Below are 21,946 nucleotides of genomic sequence, written 5' to 3'. Positions count from 1 at the left end.
CGTGTCTGACGAAATCCTGGTGATGCGCGGCATCACCAAGAGGTTCGCGGGTGTCACCGCGCTGCACGACGTCTCGTTGAGCGTGCGGCGCGGTGAGATCCACGCGATCTGCGGAGAGAACGGCGCCGGCAAGTCCACGCTGATGAAGGTGCTGTCCGGGGTTCACCCGCACGGCACGTACGACGGCGAAATCGTCTTCGACGGCGAGCCGTGCGTCTTCCACGGCGTGCGCGACAGCGAGCGGCGCGGCATCGTGATCATCCACCAGGAGCTGGCGCTGTGCGGGCAGCTCTCGGTGGCGGAGAACCTCTTCCTGGGCAACGAAAGAGCGCGGCGCGGGTTCATCGACTGGAACCGCACCAACCACGAGGCCCAGGCGCTGCTCGACCGCGTCGGCCTGCGGGAGAACCCGACGACGCCGGTCAACGACCTCGGTGTCGGCAAGCAGCAGCTGGTCGAGATCGCCAAGGCACTGTCCAAAAAGGTCAGCCTGCTGATCCTGGACGAGCCGACGGCGGCGCTCAACGACGACGACTCGCAGCACCTGCTCGACCTGCTCGACGGGCTGCGGGACGAAGGCATCACCTCGGTGATCATCTCGCACAAGCTCAACGAGGTCACCAGGATCGCCGACAGCGTCACGGTGCTGCGCGACGGCAAGACCATCGAGACGCTGCCCGCCAAGGGACTCAGCGAGGAGCGGATCATCTCGGGCATGGTCGGCCGCGACCTGGAGCACCGGTTCCCGCCGCGCACCCCGGACATCGGTGACGAGGTGCTGCGCATCGAGGACTGGACCGTGCACAGCCCGGCCCAGCCCGACCGCGTCCTCGTCGACCGCGCCACGATCTCGTTGCGGCGCGGTGAGATCGTCGGTCTCGCCGGGCTGATGGGCGCGGGCCGCACCGAGCTCGCGATGAGCGTGTTCGGACGCTCGTACGGTGCCGGCGTCTCCGGCCGGGTCGTGAAGGACGGTGTGGAGATCGACACCCGGACCGTGCAGGCCGCCATCCGCAACGGGCTCGCGTACGTCAGCGAGGACCGCAAGCGCTACGGGCTCAACCTGATCGAGGGCGTGCAGCGCAACGTCTCCGCGGCGGCGCTGGGCAAGCTCTCGAAGAACGGCTGGGTGAACGAGAACGAGGAGTTCTCGGTCGCGGAACGGTTCCGCCGCTCGATGGGCATCCGCACGCCCGCGGTCTCGACGCAGGTCGGCACGCTCTCCGGTGGCAACCAGCAGAAGGTCGTGCTGGCGAAGTGGATGTTCACCGACCCGGACGTCCTCATCCTCGACGAGCCGACGCGCGGCATCGACGTCGGCGCGAAGTACGAGATCTACTCGATCATCAACGACCTCGCCGCGCAGGGCAGGGCCGTGCTCGTGATCTCCTCCGAGCTGCCGGAGCTGCTGGGCCTGTGCGACCGGATCTACGCGTTGTCCGAGGGCCGGATCACCGGAGAGGTGGACCGTGCGGAGGCAACGCAGGAACGCCTGATGCAGTACATGACGCGAGGACAGAACTCATGACCACGAAGACCGCGACCACAGCGGCCACCGCACCGACGGCTCCCCAGAGCCGGCTCTCCATCAACCTGCGGCAGTCCGGCATCTACGTCGCGTTCGCGCTGATCGTCGTTCTCTTCGCGGTGCTGACGGACGGCGCGCTGCTGCAGCCGCAGAACATCTCGAACATCATCGTCCAGAACTCCTACGTGCTGATCCTGGCGATCGGCATGATCCTGGTGATCATCGGCGGGCACATCGACCTGTCGGTCGGCTCGACGGTGGCGCTGACCGGCGCGATCTGCGCGGTGCTGACCGTCCAATGGGGACTACCGTGGCCGGTCGCCGTGCTGCTCACGCTCCTCGCGGGCGCGATCATCGGTGCGGCGCAGGGCTACTGGATCGCGTACTTCGGCATTCCCGCGTTCATCGTGACGCTGGCAGGCATGCTCGTGTTCCGCGCGCTGACCCTGACCACGCTGGGCAACCAGGGCATCGGGCCGTTCCCGGACGAGATCCGCTCGCTGGCCAACGGTTTCACCGGCGGCTACCTCGGCAACATCGGCCTCGGCCCGCTCGGCGGCGCCGACCTGGTCAGCCTGCTGGCCGGCCTGCTGTTCGTGGCCGGGTTCGCGTTGTCGCAGTGGCGCAAGCGGGCGGCCCGGCTCGGCTACGGCCAGACCGTCGAACCGATGCCGCTGTTCGTGCTCAAGATCGTCGGTGTCGGCGTGGTCGTGATGGCCGTCGTCGTGCAGCTCGCGCGGTTCCGCAACCTGCCCTGGGTGCTGGTGCTGCTCGCGGCGCTCGCGCTCGGCTACTCCTTGATGGCCAACAACTCCGTGTTCGGACGGCACATCTACTCGATCGGCGGCAACCTGCAGGCCGCCACGTTGTCCGGCGTGAAGGTCAAGGCCGTCACGTTCTGGGTGTTCGTGAACATGGGCGCGCTGGCCGCGCTCGCGGGCGTCATCTTCGCCGGACGGCTCAACCAGGCCGGTCCGACCGCGGGCACGGCGTTCGAGCTCGACGCCATCGCGGCGGCGTTCATCGGTGGCGCGGCCGTCCAGGGCGGTGTCGGCAAGGTCGTCGGCGCCATCACCGGTGGCCTGATCATGGGCGTGATCAACAACGGGATGTCGCTGATCGGCGCTCCCAGTGAGCAAGTGATGCTCGTGAAGGGACTGGTCCTGCTCGCGGCGGTTGCCTACGACGTGTGGACCAAGAGAAGGGCCTGACCCCCTGCAAATCGGAAGGCAGACAACAAAGATGTTGTTATCCCTGCGTCGCCTCGGCGTCGTTCTGGCGGTGACGGCCGCGCTGGTACCCCTCCCTGCCAACGCGGCCGAGTCCGTGGTGAAGACCGCCGCCGAGGCGTTGTCCGTGCCGAACATCGACGACGTTCGCGGACACCTGACCCTGCCCACCACCGGCACCGGCGACACCACCGTCACGTGGACGTCGTCGGACCGGTCCGTGATCACCCCGACCGGTGAGGTCACCCGCCCGGCCACCGGAGCCAAGCCGGCCAAGGTCGTGCTGACGGCGAAGGTGAGCCGCGGGTACCAGAGCACGACGAGGAAGCTGACGGCCACGGTCGCCCCGCTGCCGGCCAAGGAACCGCTGGCGGGCTACAGCTTCTTCTACTTCACCGGCGAGGGCAGCCCGATCGGCGAGCAGATCTACGCCGCCGCCAGCAAGGGCAACAACCCGCTGGACTGGACCGAGGTCAACAACGGCCAGCCGATCCTCAAGTCCACCCTCGGTGAGCTGGGCGTGCGCGACCCGTTCATCCTCCGCTCCCCCGAGGGCGACAAGTTCTTCCTGCTGGCCACCGACCTGAAGATCAACGGTGGCCGCGGCTGGGACGCGGCGCAGCGCAGCGGCAGCCGGTCGATCATGGTCTGGGAGTCGACGGACCTCAGGAACTGGTCGCGTCAGCGCAGTGTCGAGGTGTCGCCGCCGACCGCGGGCAACACGTGGGCGCCGGAAGCCTTCTGGGACGCCAAGCGCGGCACCTACGTCGTCTACTGGGCCTCGAAGCTCTACGCGGAGAACGACCCCGGTCACACCGGCGACAGCTACAACCGCATGATGTACGCGACGACGCGTGACTTCGTGACGTTCAGCGCGCCGAAGGTGTGGATCGACCCAGGTTACTCCGTGATCGACTCGACGATCATCGAGGACAAGGGCACGTACTACCGGTACACCAAGGACGAGCGGAACAACACGTCGACCACGCCGTGCAGCAAGTTCATCACCGCGGAGAAGTCGACCGACCTCCTCGACCCCTCGTACGACTTCGTGGCGGAGTGCATCGGCAAGGCCACCCCGACCAGCCCGGGACTCTCGGCGGGTGAGGGGCCGACGGGCTTCAAGTCCAACACCGAGGACAAGTGGTACCTGTTCATCGACGAGTTCGGCGGCCGCGGCTACGTGCCGTTCGAGACGACCGACCTCGCGTCCGGCAAGTGGACGATGTCGACCGGTGCCAGGCTGCCCGCTTCCCCGCGCCACGGCACGGTCCTCCCGGTGACGCAGGCCGAGCTGAACCGGCTGACCGCTCCCCCGGCGCCGGTCAAGGCCGACGCGAAGGGCCTCGTCGCGCACTGGCCGCTCAACGCCACGTCCGGGCAGGTCGCCAAGGACGCCACCGGGCACGGCTACGACGGCGTGCTCGCGGGCAAGACGTCGTGGTCCGGTGGAGCGCTGTCGCTGTCCGGCGGGTACGTCCAGCTGCCGAACAACATGCTGACCGGAGCTTCGGCGGTCACGATGTCCGCGGACGTCCTCGTGGATCCCGGGCAGCAGACGCCGTACTTCCTCTACGGGTTCGGCAACACCGCACCGGACGGGGTCGGCAACGGCTACCTGTTCAGCACCGGCGACTCGTATCGCGGCGCGATCGCGAGCGGAAACTGGACCACCGAACAGGTGGCGAACTCCGGCCGGGCGTTGCCGCGCGGTGTCTGGAAGAACGTGACGCTGACCGTCGGCAACGGGGCCGAGGTGCTCTACCTCGACGGTGCCGAGGTCGCGCGCAACACCAACGTCACGATCAAGCCGTCGGACATCGGCGGTGGCGTGACGGCAGCGAACTACCTGGGCCGCTCGGTCTACTCCGCGGACAAGACCCTCGTGGGCAGGATGAAGGACGTCCGGCTCTACAACCGCGCCCTGTCGGGTGCGGAGGTCGCCGCGCTGCCGTCGAACAGCACGATGATCAGCTCCGTCGAGCTGGCCTCGCTCAAGGTGCCCGCGGTGATCGACTCCGCGGCGAACACGGTCGTGCTGCCGGTCAAGCCCGGCACCGACCTGCGCAGCCTCGCGCCGAAGTTCGGTCTCGCCCCCGGCTCGAAGATCACTCCGTCCGGGACGGTCGACCTGCGCAAGCCCAAGAAGTTCATGGTGACCAACGCCTCGGGCGATCGTCGTGTGTGGACGGTCGAGGCACACCACATGCGCAGTCCTGTGCTGCCGGGCCTGAACGCCGACCCGAACATCATCACGTTCGGGGACACCTACTACATCTACGCGACGACGGACGGTTTCGACGGCTGGAGCGGCACGAAGTTCTCCGCGTGGTCGTCGAAGAACCTCGTCGACTGGAAGGACGAGGGCGTCATCCTCGACCTCGGCCCCGACGTCAGCTGGGCCGACAGGAACGCGTGGGCTCCGACGATCGCCGAGCGCGACGGCAAGTACTACTTCTACTTCTGCGCAGAGGCGAAGATCGGTGTCGCGGTGTCCGACTCGCCGACCGGGCCGTTCGTCGACTCCGGCAAGCCGCTGGTGGCGAAGAACCCCAACGGTGGCCAGGCGATCGACCCGGCGGTGTTCATCGACAAGTCCGGCCAGCCGTACCTCTACTGGGGCAACGGTGAGGCCTACGTCGTGCCGCTGAACCCCGACATGGTCTCGTACGACCCGGCGAAGATCACCCGGCTGACCGGGCTCGACGGGTTCCGCGAGGGCCTGTTCATGGTGGAGCGCAAGGGAACCTACTACCTGAGCTGGTCGATCGACGACACCCGCAGCGAGGACTACCGCGTCGGGTACGCGACCGCGCCAAGCCCGCTCGGCCCGTTCACCAACCGCGGACTGATCCTCAGCAAGGACCCGAAGCTCGGCGTCCTCGGCACCGGCCACAGCTCGATGGTGCAGGTGCCGGGCACGGACGACTGGTACATCGTGTACCACCGCTTCGCGATTCCCGGCGGTGACGGCATGCACCGCGAGACCACGATCGACAGGATGCGGTTCAACCGCGACGGCACCATCGCGCCGGTCGTGCCGACCCTGGAAAGCGTGGCACCGCAGAAGATCCGGCCGCAGCACTGCCGGGCGCAGTACAACTGATCACCTGATGTCCCCGTGCCATTCGACGCCGTTCGACTCGAACGGCGTCGAATGGCACGTTTCATTGTCACGAAGTGGCCTCCACAAGCGGGAAAGCGCTTCCCGACGTCCGCCGGCGCGTCGTACGCTGCGCCTCCAGCCGCCGCTGGAACAGAGCGTGACCAGTACCGCACCGGGGGATTCGTGAGACTGTTCGACCACCACCGGCCGATCCTGTACACGCCGGTCGCCGTCCTCCTGGTGGCCACCGCGTGTGCGACGAGCTCCGCCCACACCCCTGCCGCGTCGACCGTGTCGACCTCGCCCCAGCACGTGACAGTTCTGCCGCCACCGCCGGAGACCGTCGAGGATGTCGTCGACGCCAGAACGGTGGTGCTGTCCAACGGGGTGAAGGCGCGGCTGCTCGGACTCGCCGCACCGGGAGAGTGCTGGTCGGCCGGCGCGCTGAAGTTCGCGAAGGAAACCCTGATCGGCAAGCCGGTGCGCTACAGCCGCGCCTCGGAGTCCGCCATCACGTTGCGGCTGGCCAACGACACCAACAGCGACTACGCCACCCTCGCGGTGAGCCGGGGCGCCGCGCGGGCGGAGAAGGACGACCCGGTCCTCACCGAGCCGGAGCAGACCGCGGCGAAGGCGGGCCTGGGCCTGTGGGGCCCGCCGTGCAAGGGACAGGACACCACCCCGACGGCCGCTCCCCCACCGCCGCCGCCTCCACCCGCCGGCAGCACCACCACGACCACCACACCGCCGGCCGAGAAGAAGGGCTGCGCCGTCACCTACCGCGTGGCCAAGGAGTGGCCGGGCGGGTTCCACGCCGAACTGGTCGTCCGCAACAACACCGACAAGCCGATCTCGCAGTGGAAGCTGTTCTGGAAGTTCCCGAGCGGTCAGCACATCCGGGAGACGTGGGGCATGACCGCCTACCAGTACGGCGACGGCGTCCTCGCGCTGAGCCAGGACCCCAACGGTTCGATCAGTGCCGGCGGGCAGGTGTCGTTGCGGTTCAACGCCGCCACCACCGGCCCGAACGTGGCGCCGACCGCCTTCATGCTCAGCGGCGTGACCTGCTCAGCCGGCTAGGGTATCGGCGAGCACGGCGATGGCGTCCGGACCGGTCCGGCAGCACCCGCCGACCAGCCTGGCACCACGCCCGGTCCACTCCCCCGCCAGCGCGCCGAACCCGGTGCCGTCGCCGCGCCACGCGCGTTCCCGGGCGTCCCACTGCTCGCCGCTGTTCGGGTAGACCACCACGGGCAGCCCGGTCTTGCCCGCGACGGTGACCGCGTTCGCGACGTCCTCCGGCGGGCAGCAGTTCACGCCGACGGCGATCACCTCGTCGATCCCTGCGGCAACCGCGAACGCCTCCTCCAGCGGCTGCCCGGCACAGGTCCGATCGCCGCGAACGCTGTAGGAGAGCCAGGTCGGCACGCCGCTGCCGCGCACGACCTCGAGCACCGCCTCGGCCTCGGCGACGTCGGGAATCGTCTCGACGGCGAGCACGTCCGGTCCGGCCTGGACCAGCGTCTCGATGCGAGGCCGGTGGAAGTCCACGAGCCCCTGCTTGGTGAGCCCGTAGTTGCCGCGGTACTCCGATCCGTCGGCGAGCATCGCCCCGTACGGGCCGACGGACGCCGCGACCCAGCGTTCTCCGTCCACATCGGAGGCAGCTGACCGGGCGAGCGAGACACTGGCGTGCAGCAGACGCGCGGTCTCCTCGGCGCTGACGCCGTGCCGGGCGAACCCCTCGAAGGTCACCTGGTAGCTCGCGGTGATGGCCACCTCGGCACCGGCCCGGTAGAACGCCAGGTGCGCGTCGCGCACGGCATCGGGATCGGAGAGGAGAAGCCTGCCGGACCACAGCGCGTCGGACAGGTCGTGCCCGGCCTGCTCCAGTGCCGTCGACATGCCGCCGTCCAGCACGACGACCCTGTGCGCCAAGGCGTTCGCGAGTTCCACCAGGCGATCCTACGTCCGCGCCCCGGCAACGACGGCTGAAGCACGGCCAGATCGAAGCGCCGTCAGCCCGAGGAGGCCGCCCCGAAGCGGGCGGAGGCCAGCTCCGGGGTGCTCACCCTGCGGGACAACCGGGGTGGCAGCAACAGCAGCGGTGGCACCGCCCTGCCCTCCAGCTTGCCGACCAGGAGCTCCACCGCGTGCCGGCCGAGCTCCTCCACCGGCAGCCGCACCGACGTGAGCGGTGGCGACACCTGTTCGGCGAGCTCGTCGGGGCAGATCGCGACCACGGCGACGTCACCGGGCACCTTCCGCCCGGAGGCGCGCAGGCAGGAGCTCACCCAGGCGAGCGCCGCGTCGTTGTGCACGACCAGCGCCGTCATCGCCGGGTGTGCGCGGATCAGTGCCTGGACGGACCTGAGCACCGACTCGTAGTCCTCTTCCGCGGGCATGGCCGTGGTGGCGATGCCGCGGCGCATGGCCGCCGCGCTGAAGCCGGCCATCGCCCGGTGCGCGAAACCCGTGTTGCGGCGGTAGACCGCGCTGGGCGCGCCGAGGAAACCGATCGAGCGGTGACCGAGGTCGGCGAGGTGGTCGACGCACTTGGCGCCCGCGGCCTCGAAGTCGAGGTCCACGCAGGTGAGGCCCTTCGTGGCCGTCGGATGTCCGATGAGGACGGACGGCTTCGCGAGCTCCCGCAGCACGGGGACGCGGTCGTCCTCCATCTCCACGTCCAGGACCAGGAAACCGTCGGCCTGGGCGCTGTCCGCGGCCCTGCGCAGGCCCGGCGCGCCGTCCTCGGCGGTCATCAGCAGCACGTCCATCTCGTGCCTGCGCGCGGCCGTCACGGCGGCCGTGACGAACCGCATCATCACCGGCAGGTGCAGGCCGGCGCGCAACGGCAGCACCAGCCCGATCACGTTGGCACGGCTGGCGCTCAGCGCCCGCTCGCCCGTGTGCGGCTGGTAGCCGAGCGCCCTGATGCTCTCGCGCACCCTCGACTTGGTGTCCGCAGAGATCGACCGCTTTCCCGTGAGCACGTAGGAAACCGTGCTCGGCGCGACACCCGCGTGCCGAGCGACGTCCGCGATGGTGACCACACCGACCCCTCTCGCGAACCCACTACACCCGCTGTAGTCCCGACACGATAGGGAGCGCGCTCAGGTGAACTCAAGGGTAATGTTCGCGTTAACATTGTTCGATACTCGTGGTCCAGACGAATTGTGCTGTCTGGAAACTTCCAGAACAAAAGCTTGTTGCAGCTCAGGACGTCCGCACCGTCCACTCCGCGCTGCACATCGGCCCGACACGGAGAGTGGGCACGTTCACATCAAGGGGCCAGCTGAGACGGCGTCGCGACGTCACCAGCGCGAAACAGGGGGCGCCCGCCGCCGCGCGAACGCCCCCTGGTCCCGTCAGCCGCGACCGGCTCCGGCACCGGCCGTGACCACGCTCTTCACACTGCTCGCGCTGTCGAGCGGGTACGAGTAGGGAATGCTCTTCACCGAGCCGCCCTGGTCACCCGAACCCGAGTTGACGAAGTGGTTGTTGCGCGCGACCAGCGCGCCGCCGGGCGAGCTGCCCTCGCCGCGGTGGAACGGGTCCTCGGTGTTCTCGAAGTAGTTGCCCTCGACCAGGACACCGGCTTCCACCGTGGACGCGACGCCGTAGTCGACGACGCCGCCGTAGTAGTTGTTGTAGACGTGCACCGGGTTGCCGAACCGCACACGCGGGTGGCGCTGCTTGGTGCCGGCGAACCAGTTGTGGTGGTAGGTCACCCGCAGCTTGCCCCGGTCCTCGGAACCGTTGCCGTCGCTGTGACCCAGCAGCATCGTCTTGTCGTGGCTGGAGAACTTGTTCCACGACACCGTGACGTAGTCGGACGCACGCTTGACGTCGACCGCCCCGTCGTAGCCGCTCGAGAAACTGTTGTGATCAACCCACACGCGGGTGGAGTACTGGACGTTGATCGCGTCGTCACCCCAGTTGCGGAAGTTCAGGTTGCGCACGATCACGTTCGAGGCATTGGAGATGTTCAGGCCCTGCCCGGTGATCGTCGCGGTCGAGCCGACACCTTCGACGGTCTTGTTGGACGCGACCTTCGTCATGCTCGACAGCGAGATCGTGCCGGACACCCGCACCACCGCGGGGCTCGACGAACCCACCGCGGCGGCGAACGCGGACGCCGTGGTGACGGTGATGGGCGTGGCGTTGCCCCCACCGCTCGTGCCGCCGCCCTGAGTGGCCCAGCCGACGAGCCCGAACGGCGCGGCCACCGACTGCGGAACACAAACAGCACCGGCGGCCAGCGCGACCGCGGAAATCAATGCCGCACGTTTAAGAAACATTCCACGCTCTCCCAACGAGTGAGCGGCGGTGAACCGAAGGTAGCGAATCCCGAACAAACCGGTCAACCAATTCGACAATATTCGAATCGAACAGTCGACAATAGTTGACAGAAATCCCGGTCGCCCTACCATCGAAATACCGCCGCGCATCCCCTGCAAGCGGAGCGCACATGAAGAAACTGGCAACAATGGTGTTGGCCGCGGCGCTGACCGCGTTTCTCGCACCCCAGGCACAGGCCGCAGGCAGCACTTTCCCCACCCCGACCGGTCAGAAACCGACCGGCGCGACCATCAAGGTGCCGGCAGGCACCCCGTACGACGGTGGCATGAAGCGGTTCTACGGCACCGGCAACCTCGGTTCCGGCGGCCAGAACGAGGGCCAGGACCCGATCTTCCAGCTCGCCGACGGCGCGACGCTGAAGAACGTGGTGCTGGGGGCGCCCGCCGCGGACGGAGTGCACTGCCTCGGCACGTGCACGCTGACCAACGTGTGGTGGGAGGACGTCGGCGAGGACGCGGCCACGTTCAAGGGTTCGTCGTCATCGCAGACCATGACCATCAACGGTGGTGGCGCGCGCAAGGCGTCCGACAAGGTGTTCCAGCACAACGGACCGGGCACGATGATCATCCGCAACTTCCAGGTGGACGACTTCGGCAAGCTCTACCGGTCCTGCGGCAACTGCAAGACCCAGCACAAACGCCACGTCGTGCTGGAGAACATCACCGCGTTCTCGCCGGGCAAGTCACTGGTGGGCATCAACACCAACTACGGCGACACGGCGCGGTTCTCGAAGATCACGATCGTGGGCGACAGCAGCAAGAAGATCGCGATCTGCGAGAAGTACAAGGGCGTCACGAGCGGTGAGCCGACGAAGATCGGCAGCGGCCCGGACAGCACGAACTGCTTGTACAAAACGTCAGATGTGACGTATCGATAGCGAAATGGCCCCGGGGTTCACCCGGGGCCATTTTCGTCACCACATTTCGACGGTGTGCGAACCGATGTGCTCGAAATTCCAGTCGTCACCGATTCCGGGCAGCACCGGCAACGGCACCTCCCCGTTCTCGTCGAGCGGATCGGCAATCGAGTTGCGGTGCGGCGGCACCCGGTCGAAGTCGACGTGCGGGTGCAGCAGACCGCGTTCGTACCACCGGCCCGCGTCAGTCGCCCCGAGCACGACGAGGCTCGCCGTCCCGTTGCCGTGGATCTCGCATTCCAGGTTGAACGACTCCGCGAGATGCACGGTTTTCAGCACCGGCGTGATGCCGCCGGCTCCGGCCGGGCCCGCCCGCAGGATGTCGCACGCCCCGGCGGTGACCCACTCGGCGCGCGTCAGGTGCTTGCCCCACGCCACCTCCGGGCCGATCACCGGGATCGCCAGCTGGTCGGCGAGCCACCGGTAGGAGCTGATGGACGCCTCCTCCATCGGTTCCTCGAACCAGTAGTAGCCCAGCTCCTCCAGCGCCCTGCCGAGCCGCAGCGCGTCGAGCCTCGAGTACCAGTGGCTCGCGTCGAGCATCAGCTCCACGTCCGGCCCGACCGCCTCGCGCACCGCCCGGCACGCCTCGATGTCGCGCGAGACGCTCGGCGCACCCGGCACCGGCGGCATCCAGGTGTGCAGCTTGATCGCCCGGTACCCGATCGACACCAGGTGCTTGGCGAAGTCCGCGTAGTCGCCCGGCGTCGCCAGCCCGTCCGTGTCGCCGCACATCGTGCTGCCGTACGCGGGAATCCGGTCACGAGCACCACCGGCGAGCTTCCACGCGGGCACCCCCGCCTTGCGCGCGACCAGATCCCACAGTGCCGTGTCGACGAACCCGAGCGCGCGGTCGGTGAACCCGCCGCCCGATCCCCGTTGCCGCCGTGCCATCAGCCGCCACAGGCGTTCGCGGTCCCACGGGTCCTGCCCGCGCAGCACCGGCCGCACGTGCTTGTCCAGCACGGCCGGACGGAGGTGGTCGGGCTGGATCTGGCAGTACCCGGTGGCGCCGTCGGAGTCGGTGATCTCCAGCAGTGCCTCGGTCACCTCGTGCTCGGGCGCGGGGTGCCGGTGTCCCTCAGGATCCACGGCCGTGCACGCGGTCGTGGTGAACGTGCGCACCGCAACGCGTTCGATCACTTCCGCTTCTCCCACTCCTGCTGGGCGGTCGTGAGCTTGGCCGCGAGCTGGTCGAGGAACTCCTGCGCGGACATCTGGCCGAGCAGCACCTTCTGGTAGAGCGGCTCGGTGTCGGTCTTGGTGATCGACGAGTACTCCGGCAGGTAGACCGGCGCGGGCACGATCACGGTCGCCGGGTCCTCCAGCACACCCAGCGCCATCTTCACCGCCGGGTTCTTCTGGATCCACTCGGCACCGCGCACGTCGGTGTTGGCCGGGATCTGCCCGACCTTCTCGTTCCAGTACCCGTTGCTCTCCGCCGAGGTCAGGAACTCGACGAACTTCCACGACGCGTCACGGTTCTTGCTGCCCTTGAACACCGCGAAGCCGTCGGTCGGGTTCGGCACGACGGTCCGCTTGCCCGACGGGCCCTTCGGCAAGGGCATGGCGCTGACGCGTTCCGGGCCGAGCGCCTTCATCACGTCCGCGGTCGAGCCGAGGTTGTGGTGCATCATCGCCACCGTGCCGCCGGTGAACTGCGCGACCATCTGCGTGTAGCTGTTGTTGACGTCCGCTTCCGGCGTGGCCTTCTTGTACAGCTCGGCGACCTTGCGCACGAGCTCGGCGTTGCGCGGGTCGGACACCGTGCTCTTGCCACCGTCGTAGAACTTCTCGATGCCCGAGTACGAGTAGGCCTCGGACAGCAGCTGGAAGACCGACCCCGCGCCGCCGCGGATCGTGAAGCCGTACTGGTTCTCCGCCGGCTTCGTCAGCTGCGTCGCCGCCTTGACCAGGTCGTCCCACGTGGACGGTTCGGAGATCTTGGCCTCCGCGAACCGGTCCGACCGGTACCAGATGACGTCGAGGTTGCCCGACGCCGGCACCGCGTAGAGCTTGCCGTCAGGCGCGGTCTGCCGCACGGTCTCCAGCAGGCCGGACAGCAGCTTTCCCTTGAGCGGACCGCCTTCCACCCGGTCGTCGGCCGGTTCGAGCGCGTCCTGGCCCACCAGGTGGGCGAGGTACGAGGTCGTGACGCCACCGACGTCCGGTGTCGACCCGCCCGCGATGGCCGTGTCGTACTTCTGCTGCACCGACGAGCTCGGGATGCCGACGTACTCGACCTTGATGTCCGGGTTCGCCGCCTCGAACCGTTTGATCAGCTCCTGGTAGATGGGCGTGCGGCCGGGGCCACCGTTGTTGTCCCAGAACGTGATCGTCGTGGGTCCGTCCTGCCCAGCGGAGCAGGCGCTCAGCACGAGCGCCAGTGCGACCAGCAGTCTCCTCATGCTTGTCTCCCCTATCCCTTGACCGCGCCCGCACTCAGTCCCTGCACCAGGAACCGCTGCACGACGGCGAAAACCAGCACAACCGGCACCGCGGCGACCACTCCGCCCGCAGCGAGCGCCCCGAAGTCGGTGTTGAACTCCCCCAGCGCGTAGCTCAGGCCGACCGGGAGCGTGAACTTGTCCTGCTTGCTCGCGAACATCAACGCGAACAGGAAGTTGTTCCAGGCACCGATGAACGCGAACGACCCGACGGCCACCAGCGCCGGACGGAGCTGAGGCAGCGTCACCGCGAAGAACGCCCGCAGCCGCGTACAGCCGTCGACCATCGCGGCCTCTTCGAGCTCGACGGGCACGTTGCGCACGAACCCGCTCATCAGGATCAGCGCCAGCGGCAGCTGGAACGCGGTGTCCGCGATGATCAGCCCGGTGAGGCTGTTCAGCAGCCCGGCGCTCTTGAAGATCACGAACAGCGGGATCAGCATCATCGCGCCGGGGATGAACTGCGTGCACAGCAACGCCAGCAGGAACACCCGCTGGCCGCGGAACTTGAACCGTGCCAGCGCGTAGCCGCCCATCAGCGCGAACACCGTGACCGTGACCAGCGTGCCGAGCGCGATGATCAGGCTGTTCTGGAAGAACAACCCGAAGCCGATGCCGTTCCACACGGTGTCGAAGTGCTCGAACGTGATCGGCCACGGCACCAGCGCGGTCTCCCCCGCGGGCCGCAGGGCGAAGACGAGCATCCAGTAGAACGGGATCAGCGTGAACAGCAGGTAGAGCACCAACGGCAGGTGCAGGCGGAAGAACCGGCTGGGGTCGCGGTGCTTCTTGCGCCGCGGTGGTGCCGGTGGCGGCGGCACGATCGTTTCCGGGCGGGTGAGGGTTTGCGTCATGCCCGGCTCCCGAACTTGGACAGCCTCAGGTAGAGGATCGAGAAGAACAGCAGGATCACGAAGCCGGCCATCGTCAGCGCGGAGCCGTAGCCGAAGTCGTGCGAGTCCACGGCTTTGCGCGCCACGTACAACGGCAGCGTCGTGGTCTGGTTCGCCGGACCACCGCCGGTGAGCGTGTAGATCAGGTCGACGTTGTTGAACTCCCACACCGCGCGCAGCAGCGTCGACAGCACGATCGCGTCGCGCAGGTGCGGCAGGGTGACGCTGATGAACCGCCGCCAGCGTCCGGCGCCGTCGACCGACGCGGCCTCGTACAGGTCGTTGGGGATGGTCTGCAGATCGGCGAGCAGCAGGATCGCGAAGAACGGCACGCCCCGCCACAGTTCGGTGACCACGGTGGCGGGGAAGACCGTCGCCGGGTCACCGAGCACCGACGTGCCGGGATCGCCGATGCCCCACTGCGCGAGCTGCTGGAAGACGCCGGTGGACGGGTTGTAGAGCAGGATCCAGATGCCGGTGGTGAGCACACCGGAGACCGCCCACGGCGAGAACACCAGCGACCGTGCCACCGCGCGGCCGATGAACGTCTCGTTGACGATCAGCGCGAGGATCAGGCCCAGCACCAGCTGCAGACCGACCTCGACGAAGACCCATTTGGCGCTGAACACGAGGCTCTGCCAGAACAACGGGTCGTCGAACAGCATCCGGCGGAAGTTCTCGAGCCCGATGAAGCCGTTCTTCCAGGGCTGGGTGACCGTGTGCTGGCGGAGGCTGAACCAGCCGACCGACGCGATCGGGTAGACCAGGAACACCGCCATGAGCAGCAGTGTCGGAGCGATGAGCGCGTACGGCGCCCAGGTGCGAGTCCTCACGCGGGGTTCCACCCGCCCAGGTAGGCGCTCTTGGTGTACCGCTTCGCCTCGTCGTCGGTCAGCTGCGGCCGGTCGGCGCCCTGGCCGACACCCGGTCCGGTGTTGCGGTACTCCGCGAACCTGGCCTCACGCCACGGGAACCCGGACATGTCCGTCCACGGCACGGGCTTGATGGCGGCAGGCAGCACGGTGTCGCGGATGACGACCTGAGCGATCGCCTCGGGGTCACCGCCGGGGTGCCACGGCCTGCCGAGGAAGTACGTGCCGGCGGGCGCGTCGCTGCGGATCTTCGAGTTCACGATCAGGAAGCCGTACGGGTTGGCGCGCTGGGTGCTGGCGGCGGTGACGTAGCCGTTCGGATCGCTGCCGCGGGTGAGGGCGGTGATCGTGGCCCGGTCGAAGACGGCGGTGGCGCGGCCGAAGATGAAGTCGACGTCACCGGTGATCGCGCAGTCGCGGTAGTACTGGCGGGAACGCGTGGTCACGTTCGGGCTGTCGGCGTACAGGGTGTCCTGGTGGCCCTCGAAGTGGACCCGGTCGAAGAACATCCGGTCGCCGGTGGCCTTCACCGCGACGGCCTGCGTGTTCGTGATCTCCGGGTGTTTCTTGCGGTCGAACGAGTTGCGGAACGTGAGGTCACGCGCCTTGAAGTCGTCCGCGGCGATGGTCGCGGTGGCGCTGCCGGACGTGCCGTATGTGGTGCCGTCGGGCTTCTTCGTGCCGTTGGCGTTGTCGTAGTCGATCACGACGTCCTGGGCGCGTCCGGTGGCGCCGCGCAGGGTCAGGCCGCGCTTGCTCGCCGGGATCTTGACGACCTCGCGGTACACGCCCTTCGGCAGGGTGATCACGGCACCGGCCGGGGCGGCGTCGATCGCGGACTGCACGGTCGGGAAGCCGTGGCCCACCACGAGGTGGTGGCCCGCGGGTTGCGCGCCCGCCTTCAGGTGCCTGATCCGGTGCGCGGGTTCGAGGCCGCGGTTCAGCGTGGGGGTCCACCCGGCGTCCGTGCCGAGCGCCTTGTCGGGGAACGCGGCGTTGTGCGCGCCGACCAGGCTGGTGAGCCGGCCGTCGACCAGGTTGCCGGTGTCGGTGATCGCCGTGCCGCCCCAGTTGTAGACGACCTTCTCCGGCGCGATGCCGCGGATGAAGTTGTTCTGGGCGTAGATCTGCGACTGCACGCCGACGCCCCAGCTGTAGACCTGCGCGCCTTCGTAGAGGTTGTTGTAGACGTGCACCTGGCCGAACCGGACTCGCGGCGCGCGTTCCTGGGTGTTGCGGAAGACGTTGTGGTGCACCGAGACCCGCAGCTTGCCGGGGTCTGTCGTCGAGGTGTTGGACCCGCCGATCAGCATGGTCTTGCCGTGGTCGGCGAAGACGTTGCGCGACACGGTGACCAGGTCGGAGGCCGCGGTGATGTCGAGCTGGCCGTCGTGCACCTGGTAGGGCCGGTTGAAGTAGAGGGGCTGGGTGCTGTCGACGTTCGGCTCGTCGGTGAACGTGTTGTGGTCGACCCACACGTTCTCGGACTTCTGCAACGACACCGAGTCCCAGAGCGAGTTCCAGTTGCCGGGAGGGGCGCCGGGGCTGTTGTCGGTCGGGTCCCAGGCGGGGAAGCAGTCGCGGGTGTCGCGGAAGGTCAGGTTGCGCACGATCACGTTGCGCGCGCCGTGGATGCGCAGGCTGCCGCCGGTGATCCCGGCACCGGGAGTGGCGCCGATGATCGTCGTGTCGGAGCCGACCTCGAACCCGATCACCGCCAGCTGGTTGCGCGCGGAGGCCGCCCGTGCGTCTTCGAGGGGGCCTTGCGGCTTGCGGTCACGCCCCCACACGGCCGGGTCGTAGGCGGCGAGGTACGCGGGCAGCGTGTAGCCGCCGGTCGCGTAGTCCGTGCACGCCAGCGGTTTCCCGTCGGGGCCGGTGTTCGCGTCGATCACGCCCTTGACGCGGATGATCCGCGGGGCGGGCGCGGCGAGTGCGGCGACGAGCTCGGCGCGGGTGCGCACGGTGTGCACGTGATCGGCGGGCGCGGCGGCGCCACCGGTCGTCCCCTGCCCGCTCGACGCCCAGCCGTCCCCCGCGGGCAACACCTGTCTGGCGGGGTCGTGACCGGCGTGCGCGGGTGCGCCGGTCAGCCCCGCGCAGGCACACGCCAGCACAAGCGCACGTACGAACAATCGCATGGCGCAATACCCTTCGAATGGTTGTTCATATCCATGAACGCCGTCCACGAGCGTGAACCGGATATTACGAACGTGTGCGCCAGGCGTCAATGAAATGAATGCGTTCGACAATTCGACCCGGAATTCGACGGCAATTCGAATCGAACGCCTCGAAATGGGCCCTGCGGCCCGTTTTGGCACGTGCCAGGTGACGTGCTCATCACGATCTGTCAAGTCGTCGAACGCGCATGAAACGCCGCCACCAGCCCGTTCGACGCGATTCGACGACCGGATCGTCGAACGGAACCCATCAGTCTCGTATTGACCGTGCCTGCCAACTGGTCTAACTTTCCGGGCCGTTGCCCAGTCCCACTCGTACTACCGCAGTACCGGGGGAAAAATGAGTACCAGATCCGCTGTCTCGGCGGTGGCGGCGATATTCCTCGCCACCGGGTGCACCGGTTCGCCCGCTCCGGTCACGTCCGCGCCTCCGACCACCCACCGCCTCATCGCGCCGCCGACCATCGCGAACACCCTGACCGTCCACGGGGTGGAGGACGGCCGCACCGTCCTGCTGTCGGACGGCACGCGAATCCGTGTGGCCGGGCTCGCCGCGCCGGAGGAGTGCTGGGCGGGCGCCGCCACCGCGTTCGCCAAGGCGTTCCTGCTCGACAAGCCGGTCAAGGTCGATCCCGGCGATCCGGCCATCGTCGACGAGGCGCCGCTGTGGCTCGACGACGGCACCGAGTACGCGCTGCTCGCCGTCAGCCAGGGGGTGCTGCGCGGCGACTCACCGCACGACCCCGCGTTCCGCGACGCGGAGGCCGCCGCCACCAAGGCGGGGCTCGGGCTGTGGGGTGCGCCCTGCCGCGGCCAGGCCAAGGGACCCACCAGCACCACACCACCGCCGCCACCACCCGCTGCCGCCCCGGCACCGAAACCGGCGCCGACGACCACCACTCCCGCACCCGTGTTCGGGTGTGCCGTGAACTATCGCGTAACCCATCGCTGGTACGGCGGGTACAACGCCGACGTGACGATCACCAACACGGGGAACACACCGATCTCCGGCTGGACGCTGCGCTGGACGTTCACCCGCGGCCAGATCATGACGGACATCTGGAACGCCACCGGCCAGCAGTCCGGCTCCAACGTGACCGCCACGAACGTCTCCTACTCCGCCAACATCCCGGTGGGTGGTACGCAGGTGGTCGGGTACACCGGGAACCACCGGGCCGACAACCCGGACCCGATCGGCTTCTCGCTGAACAACCACCCGTGCCAGATCCGGTAATGTCCTTTTAAGACGGACATGTTTCTCGGAGGGGTGCTCTGTGCTGGAGATCAGCGGACTGACGTGGGCGGTCACGATCGGGTTGATCGTGCTGCTGCTGGCGGTCGACCTCGTGCTCGCGGCGTGGCGGCCCCACAGGATCGGCTTCCGCGAAGCCAGTCTGTGGTCGGTGTTCTACATCCTCGTCGCCATCGGGTTCGGCGTGTGGTTCGCGAGCGCCCACGGCGGCGGGTTCGGCGCGGAGTACTTCGCCGGCTACATCGTCGAGAAGAGCCTGTCGGTCGACAACCTCTTCGTCTTCGTGATCATCATGACGACGTTCCTCGTGCCTGAGGAGCACCAGCACAAGGTGCTGACGTTCGGCATCGTGCTGGCGCTGATCATGCGCGCGATCTTCATCGCGGTCGGCGCGACGCTGCTCGCGTTGTTCTCGTTCATGTTCCTGCTGTTCGGCCTGCTGCTGATCTACACGGCCGTGCAGCTGTTCCGCCACCGCAACGAGGACCCCGACGTCGAGAACAACGTCGTGGTGAAGACCGCGCGCAAGCTCCTGCCCGTCACCGACGACTACGTCGGCGGCAAGATCTTCACGCGGATCGACGGCAAGCGCATGGCCACTCCCCTGTTCGTCGTGCTGGTCGCGATCGGCGGCGTCGACCTGCTGTTCGCGCTCGACTCGATCCCCGCGGTGTTCGGCGTGACCGAGCAGCCCTACATCGTGTTCACCGCCAACGCGTTCGCGCTGCTCGGCCTGCGCGCGTTGTTCTTCCTCGTCAAGGGTCTGCTCGACCGGCTGGTGTACCTGTCGGCCGGGCTCGCGATCATCCTCGCGTTCATCGGCGTGAAGCTGATCCTGCACTGGGGCCACGTCGACATCTCCCCGAGCATCCCCGAGGTGCCGACGCCGCTCAGCCTCGGCGTGATCATCGCGATCCTGGTGATCGTGACGGTCGCGAGCCTGATCAAGACCCGCAACGACCCGACCGCCAAGGCGCACCCCGGTTCGCTGCGAGGACACCGGGACGAGCACCCCGAATCGCACTGATCCGCGTCGGCGGCTGTGGGATCCTGCCCGCACGCGAACCGCCGATCTCGGAGGTGCACCTTGGGTGCCGGCACGTACGGAGACGCCGCCTACCGCTTCCTCGTTCCCGACGCGCCGCACCACAAGCGCACCGACCGGGACCTGTTCCCCGCCTTCGACTCCACGCGTGCCGCCACGCTGAACGTGTTCCGCGCCAGTCCGGGCGTCCAGCGCCCGAGCCTGGTGTCGTCGTGGTCGGGGTCGATCGACAGGCTGCTGCTCTCGTTCCCCTCCTACGGGGTCCACGCCGCCGAACTGGCGGCTGGCTATCGCTCGGTGATCAACGCGATGCGCGTGGGGACCCAGTTCGTCGTGGTGCACCACGAGAGCGACAGGCAGACCGTCGAGGAGTGGTTCAGCGGGCATCCCGCCGGGAACGTGTCGTACGTGCCGATGCCCGACTACGTCGACTTCACCGACTGGGCCGAGGACGGCTACCTGGCGCTGATCGACACCGACGACGCCGACGAGGGCAGGACCTATCTGCTGGAGCCGTGGTCGTTCCCGCGCTCCGGCGACTCGCTGATCGCGGACAACGTCGAGGAGCACACCTCGGTGCGGGCGAGCCAGGCCCCGCTGGTGTTCCAGGGCGGGAACTGCCTCATCGGTGACGACTTCTGGCTGCTGGGCACCGACTACTTCCTCGACACGCTGGAGCTGATCCGCAGCGGCGAGCTGCCGGTCAGCGTGCCGGAGGGCCGCACGGAGGTCGAGTTCGTGCGCGAGCTGTTCAGCCGCCACGTCGACAGCGCGCGTGAGCTCCAGCTCGTGGGCACGAAACGCCCGCTGGGCCTCAAGAAGTACTACACGACCGCGGACGCCGGGGAGTTCTTCCTCGACCTGCCCGGTGGCGGCACCGGCGACCTCCAGCCGATCTTCCACATCGACATGTTCGTGACGCTGGCCGGTCCGGCGGACGACGGCCGGTTCCGCGTGCTCGTGGGCAGCCCGCGGCTCGCCGACGAGGTGCTCGGCACGAAGTCACCGTACGGCCTGCAGAACGCCTACGACGAGATCGCGGCCGAGTTCGACCGGCGCGGCTTCGCCGTTCAGCGCAACCCGCTGGTCCACCGGCCGCGGATCACCCAGCAGCTCACGTTCGCGGCGCTGCGGGACTTCGCGGGCACCGCGGACGGCGCCGAGCTGCGCGAGGTCGTGGCCGAGTTCACGGCAGCCGGCGCACAGCCGGGATCCACGATCCAGGTGCGGTCGTGGCACCACATCACCTGGAACAACTGCCTGGTGGAGAACAGTTCCAGCGTGGGCAGGACCGTCTACCTGCCCACGTTCGGGCACGGCGAGCAGGCCGACCTGGCCGTGATCGACGACGAGATGGACCGGCTGTGGACGGAGCTGGGCTTCAAGGTGGTCCGGCTCGCCGACTTCAACGCGTTCGCCAGCCGTCTGGGTGTCGTGCACTGCATCAAGAAGTACCTCGGGCGGGGTGCGTGAGCGTGCGGATCGACCACCTCGTCTACGCCGCGCCGGACCTGGACGCGGCGGTGGACGCGGTGGAGGAACGGTTCGGCGTGCGGGCCGCGGGTGGTGGCCAGCACGTCGGTCTGGGGACGCACAACAGGTTGGTCGCGCTCGGCCCCCACACGTACCTGGAGATCATCGCGCCGGACCCGCACCAGCCGGAGCCGGCTGGGCCGCGGCCGTTCGGGGTGGACGGCGTGACGGAGCCGGGCCTGGTGGGCTGGGCCGTGGCGTGCGACGACATCGACCGGGCGCGGGAGGATGCCGTCGCAGCGGGCTTCGACCCCGGTGAGGTGATCGACGGGCAGCGGCGGACGGCCTCGGGCGACGTCGTGCGGTGGCGGCTCACGAGCAACGCTCTCGCCGGTGGCGTGGTGCCGTTCCTGATCAGCTCGGGCGGCACACCCTCTCCGGCGATCTCCGCGCCCGCCGGCCTCGTCCTGGAGTCGCTGCACGTCGAGCACCCCGATCCCGCCCTGATCACGCCACGTCTGCGCGCCGTCGGAGCGGACGCCGAGGTGCGGCTCGCCGCGGCGCCCGGTCTCGTGGCCCAGCTCGCCGGACCGACCGGACGCCACATCCTGAGATAAGTAACACTTGACTACTTAGTAACAGG

Annotated in this window: 17 protein-coding genes; 9 read left to right on the top strand and 8 right to left on the bottom strand. The window is 68.3% G+C overall.

What is annotated here, in order from left to right; all coding sequences use genetic code 11:
• The first annotated feature begins 22 nt into the window (after positions 1 to 22).
• The 4 genes from mmsA (at position 23) to ABFX45_RS03255 (ending at position 6,943) form a co-directional block, all read left to right on the top strand.
• Positions 23 to 1,528 (top strand): multiple monosaccharide ABC transporter ATP-binding protein, encoded by a 1,506-nt coding sequence (mmsA, locus tag ABFX45_RS03270; RefSeq protein WP_109639705.1) that lies wholly within the window; start codon positions 23 to 25, stop codon positions 1,526 to 1,528.
• A complete protein-coding gene (gene mmsB / locus ABFX45_RS03265) occupies positions 1,525 to 2,739 on the top strand; it encodes a multiple monosaccharide ABC transporter permease (RefSeq protein ID WP_109639559.1) in 1,215 nt (404 codons plus the stop codon). The genes mmsA and mmsB overlap by 4 nt, the downstream gene beginning before the upstream one ends.
• Before the next feature lie 31 nt (positions 2,740 to 2,770).
• Complete coding sequence (locus ABFX45_RS03260) at positions 2,771 to 5,863, top strand: family 43 glycosylhydrolase (protein ID WP_346127461.1); 3,093 nt, start codon at positions 2,771 to 2,773, stop codon at positions 5,861 to 5,863.
• Positions 5,864 to 6,046: 183 nt separating this feature from the next.
• The gene (locus ABFX45_RS03255; RefSeq protein ID WP_346127459.1) at positions 6,047 to 6,943 is read left to right on the top strand and encodes a cellulose binding domain-containing protein; all 897 of its coding nucleotides are present in this window, start codon (positions 6,047 to 6,049) and stop codon (positions 6,941 to 6,943) included.
• Here the strand turns inward: ABFX45_RS03255 and mmuM are convergent.
• The 3 genes from mmuM to ABFX45_RS03240 form a co-directional block, all read right to left on the bottom strand.
• Positions 6,932 to 7,819, bottom strand: coding sequence for a homocysteine S-methyltransferase (gene mmuM, locus ABFX45_RS03250; protein ID WP_267900089.1), 888 nt, complete (start codon positions 7,817 to 7,819; stop codon positions 6,932 to 6,934). The two genes, ABFX45_RS03255 and mmuM, sit on opposite strands and share 12 nt — an antisense overlap.
• A gap of 62 nt (positions 7,820 to 7,881) precedes the next feature.
• Entirely contained in the window at positions 7,882 to 8,916 is a 1,035-nt protein-coding gene (locus ABFX45_RS03245) for a LacI family DNA-binding transcriptional regulator (RefSeq protein ID WP_109639562.1), read from the bottom strand.
• Between the two features lie 315 nt (positions 8,917 to 9,231).
• Positions 9,232 to 10,143: a pectate lyase family protein gene (locus ABFX45_RS03240; RefSeq protein ID WP_233440026.1), complete on the bottom strand. Its 912-nt coding sequence runs from the start codon at positions 10,141 to 10,143 to the stop codon at positions 9,232 to 9,234.
• A 191-nt stretch (positions 10,144 to 10,334) separates the two neighbouring features.
• On the opposite strand from ABFX45_RS03240, the gene ABFX45_RS03235 reads away from it, so the two are divergent.
• Positions 10,335 to 11,102, top strand: coding sequence for a pectate lyase (locus ABFX45_RS03235; protein ID WP_346127456.1), 768 nt, complete (start codon positions 10,335 to 10,337; stop codon positions 11,100 to 11,102).
• A gap of 36 nt (positions 11,103 to 11,138) precedes the next feature.
• On the opposite strand, the gene ABFX45_RS03230 is transcribed toward ABFX45_RS03235, so the two are convergent.
• From ABFX45_RS03230 to ABFX45_RS03210, 5 genes are read right to left on the bottom strand one after another with little or no spacing between them, the layout of a single operon-like run.
• Positions 11,139 to 12,284, bottom strand: a complete 1,146-nt coding sequence (locus ABFX45_RS03230) for an enolase C-terminal domain-like protein (protein WP_346127454.1) — start codon at positions 12,282 to 12,284, stop codon at positions 11,139 to 11,141.
• Positions 12,281 to 13,549, bottom strand: coding sequence for an ABC transporter substrate-binding protein (locus tag ABFX45_RS03225; protein WP_346127452.1), 1,269 nt, complete (start codon positions 13,547 to 13,549; stop codon positions 12,281 to 12,283). The genes ABFX45_RS03230 and ABFX45_RS03225 overlap by 4 nt, the downstream gene beginning before the upstream one ends.
• 11 nt (positions 13,550 to 13,560) lie before the next feature.
• A complete protein-coding gene (locus ABFX45_RS03220; RefSeq protein WP_346127450.1) occupies positions 13,561 to 14,442 on the bottom strand; it encodes a carbohydrate ABC transporter permease in 882 nt (293 codons plus the stop codon).
• Entirely contained in the window at positions 14,439 to 15,314 is an 876-nt protein-coding gene (locus ABFX45_RS03215) for a carbohydrate ABC transporter permease (protein ID WP_346127448.1), read from the bottom strand. Before ABFX45_RS03215 ends, ABFX45_RS03220 begins: the two co-directional genes overlap by 4 nt.
• On the bottom strand, positions 15,311 to 17,494 hold the full coding sequence (locus ABFX45_RS03210) for a pectinesterase family protein (RefSeq protein WP_346127446.1): 2,184 nt from the start codon (positions 17,492 to 17,494) through the stop codon (positions 15,311 to 15,313). Before ABFX45_RS03210 ends, ABFX45_RS03215 begins: the two co-directional genes overlap by 4 nt.
• Before the next feature lie 379 nt (positions 17,495 to 17,873).
• On the opposite strand from ABFX45_RS03210, the gene ABFX45_RS03205 reads away from it, so the two are divergent.
• The 4 genes from ABFX45_RS03205 to ABFX45_RS03190 are packed head-to-tail and all read left to right on the top strand — an operon-like array spanning position 17,874 to position 21,920.
• On the top strand, positions 17,874 to 18,767 hold the full coding sequence (locus ABFX45_RS03205) for a cellulose binding domain-containing protein (protein WP_346127444.1): 894 nt from the start codon (positions 17,874 to 17,876) through the stop codon (positions 18,765 to 18,767).
• A 40-nt stretch (positions 18,768 to 18,807) separates the two neighbouring features.
• Positions 18,808 to 19,812 carry a TerC/Alx family metal homeostasis membrane protein gene (locus tag ABFX45_RS03200; protein WP_346127442.1) on the top strand — a complete coding sequence of 335 codons (1,005 nt, stop codon included), beginning with the start codon at positions 18,808 to 18,810 and terminating at the stop codon, positions 19,810 to 19,812.
• Positions 19,813 to 19,872: 60 nt separating this feature from the next.
• A complete protein-coding gene (locus ABFX45_RS03195) occupies positions 19,873 to 21,303 on the top strand; it encodes a hypothetical protein (protein WP_346127440.1) in 1,431 nt (476 codons plus the stop codon).
• Between the two features lie 2 nt (positions 21,304 to 21,305).
• Positions 21,306 to 21,920 carry a VOC family protein gene (locus ABFX45_RS03190; protein ID WP_346127438.1) on the top strand — a complete coding sequence of 205 codons (615 nt, stop codon included), beginning with the start codon at positions 21,306 to 21,308 and terminating at the stop codon, positions 21,918 to 21,920.
• Positions 21,921 to 21,946: the final 26 nt, after the last annotated feature.

Source organism: Lentzea roselyniae (assembly GCF_039537795.1).
Lineage (GTDB): Bacteria > Actinomycetota > Actinomycetes > Mycobacteriales > Pseudonocardiaceae > Lentzea > Lentzea atacamensis.
The sequence above is the reverse complement of the archived record's forward strand: the minus strand, read 5'-3'. Positions and strand labels throughout refer to the sequence as shown.

Coding starts and splice junctions, on each gene's coding strand:
- mmsA (WP_109639705.1), top strand. CDS start 23: ATGCGCGGCATCACCAAGAGGTTCGCGGGTGTCACCGCGCTGCACGAC.
- mmsB (WP_109639559.1), top strand. CDS start 1,525: ATGACCACGAAGACCGCGACCACAGCGGCCACCGCACCGACGGCTCCC.
- ABFX45_RS03260 (WP_346127461.1), top strand. CDS start 2,771: ATGTTGTTATCCCTGCGTCGCCTCGGCGTCGTTCTGGCGGTGACGGCC.
- ABFX45_RS03235 (WP_346127456.1), top strand. CDS start 10,335: ATGAAGAAACTGGCAACAATGGTGTTGGCCGCGGCGCTGACCGCGTTT.
- ABFX45_RS03225 (WP_346127452.1), bottom strand. CDS start 13,549: ATGAGGAGACTGCTGGTCGCACTGGCGCTCGTGCTGAGCGCCTGCTCC.
- ABFX45_RS03220 (WP_346127450.1), bottom strand. CDS start 14,442: ATGACGCAAACCCTCACCCGCCCGGAAACGATCGTGCCGCCGCCACCG.
- ABFX45_RS03210 (WP_346127446.1), bottom strand. CDS start 17,494: ATGCGATTGTTCGTACGTGCGCTTGTGCTGGCGTGTGCCTGCGCGGGG.
- ABFX45_RS03205 (WP_346127444.1), top strand. CDS start 17,874: ATGAGTACCAGATCCGCTGTCTCGGCGGTGGCGGCGATATTCCTCGCC.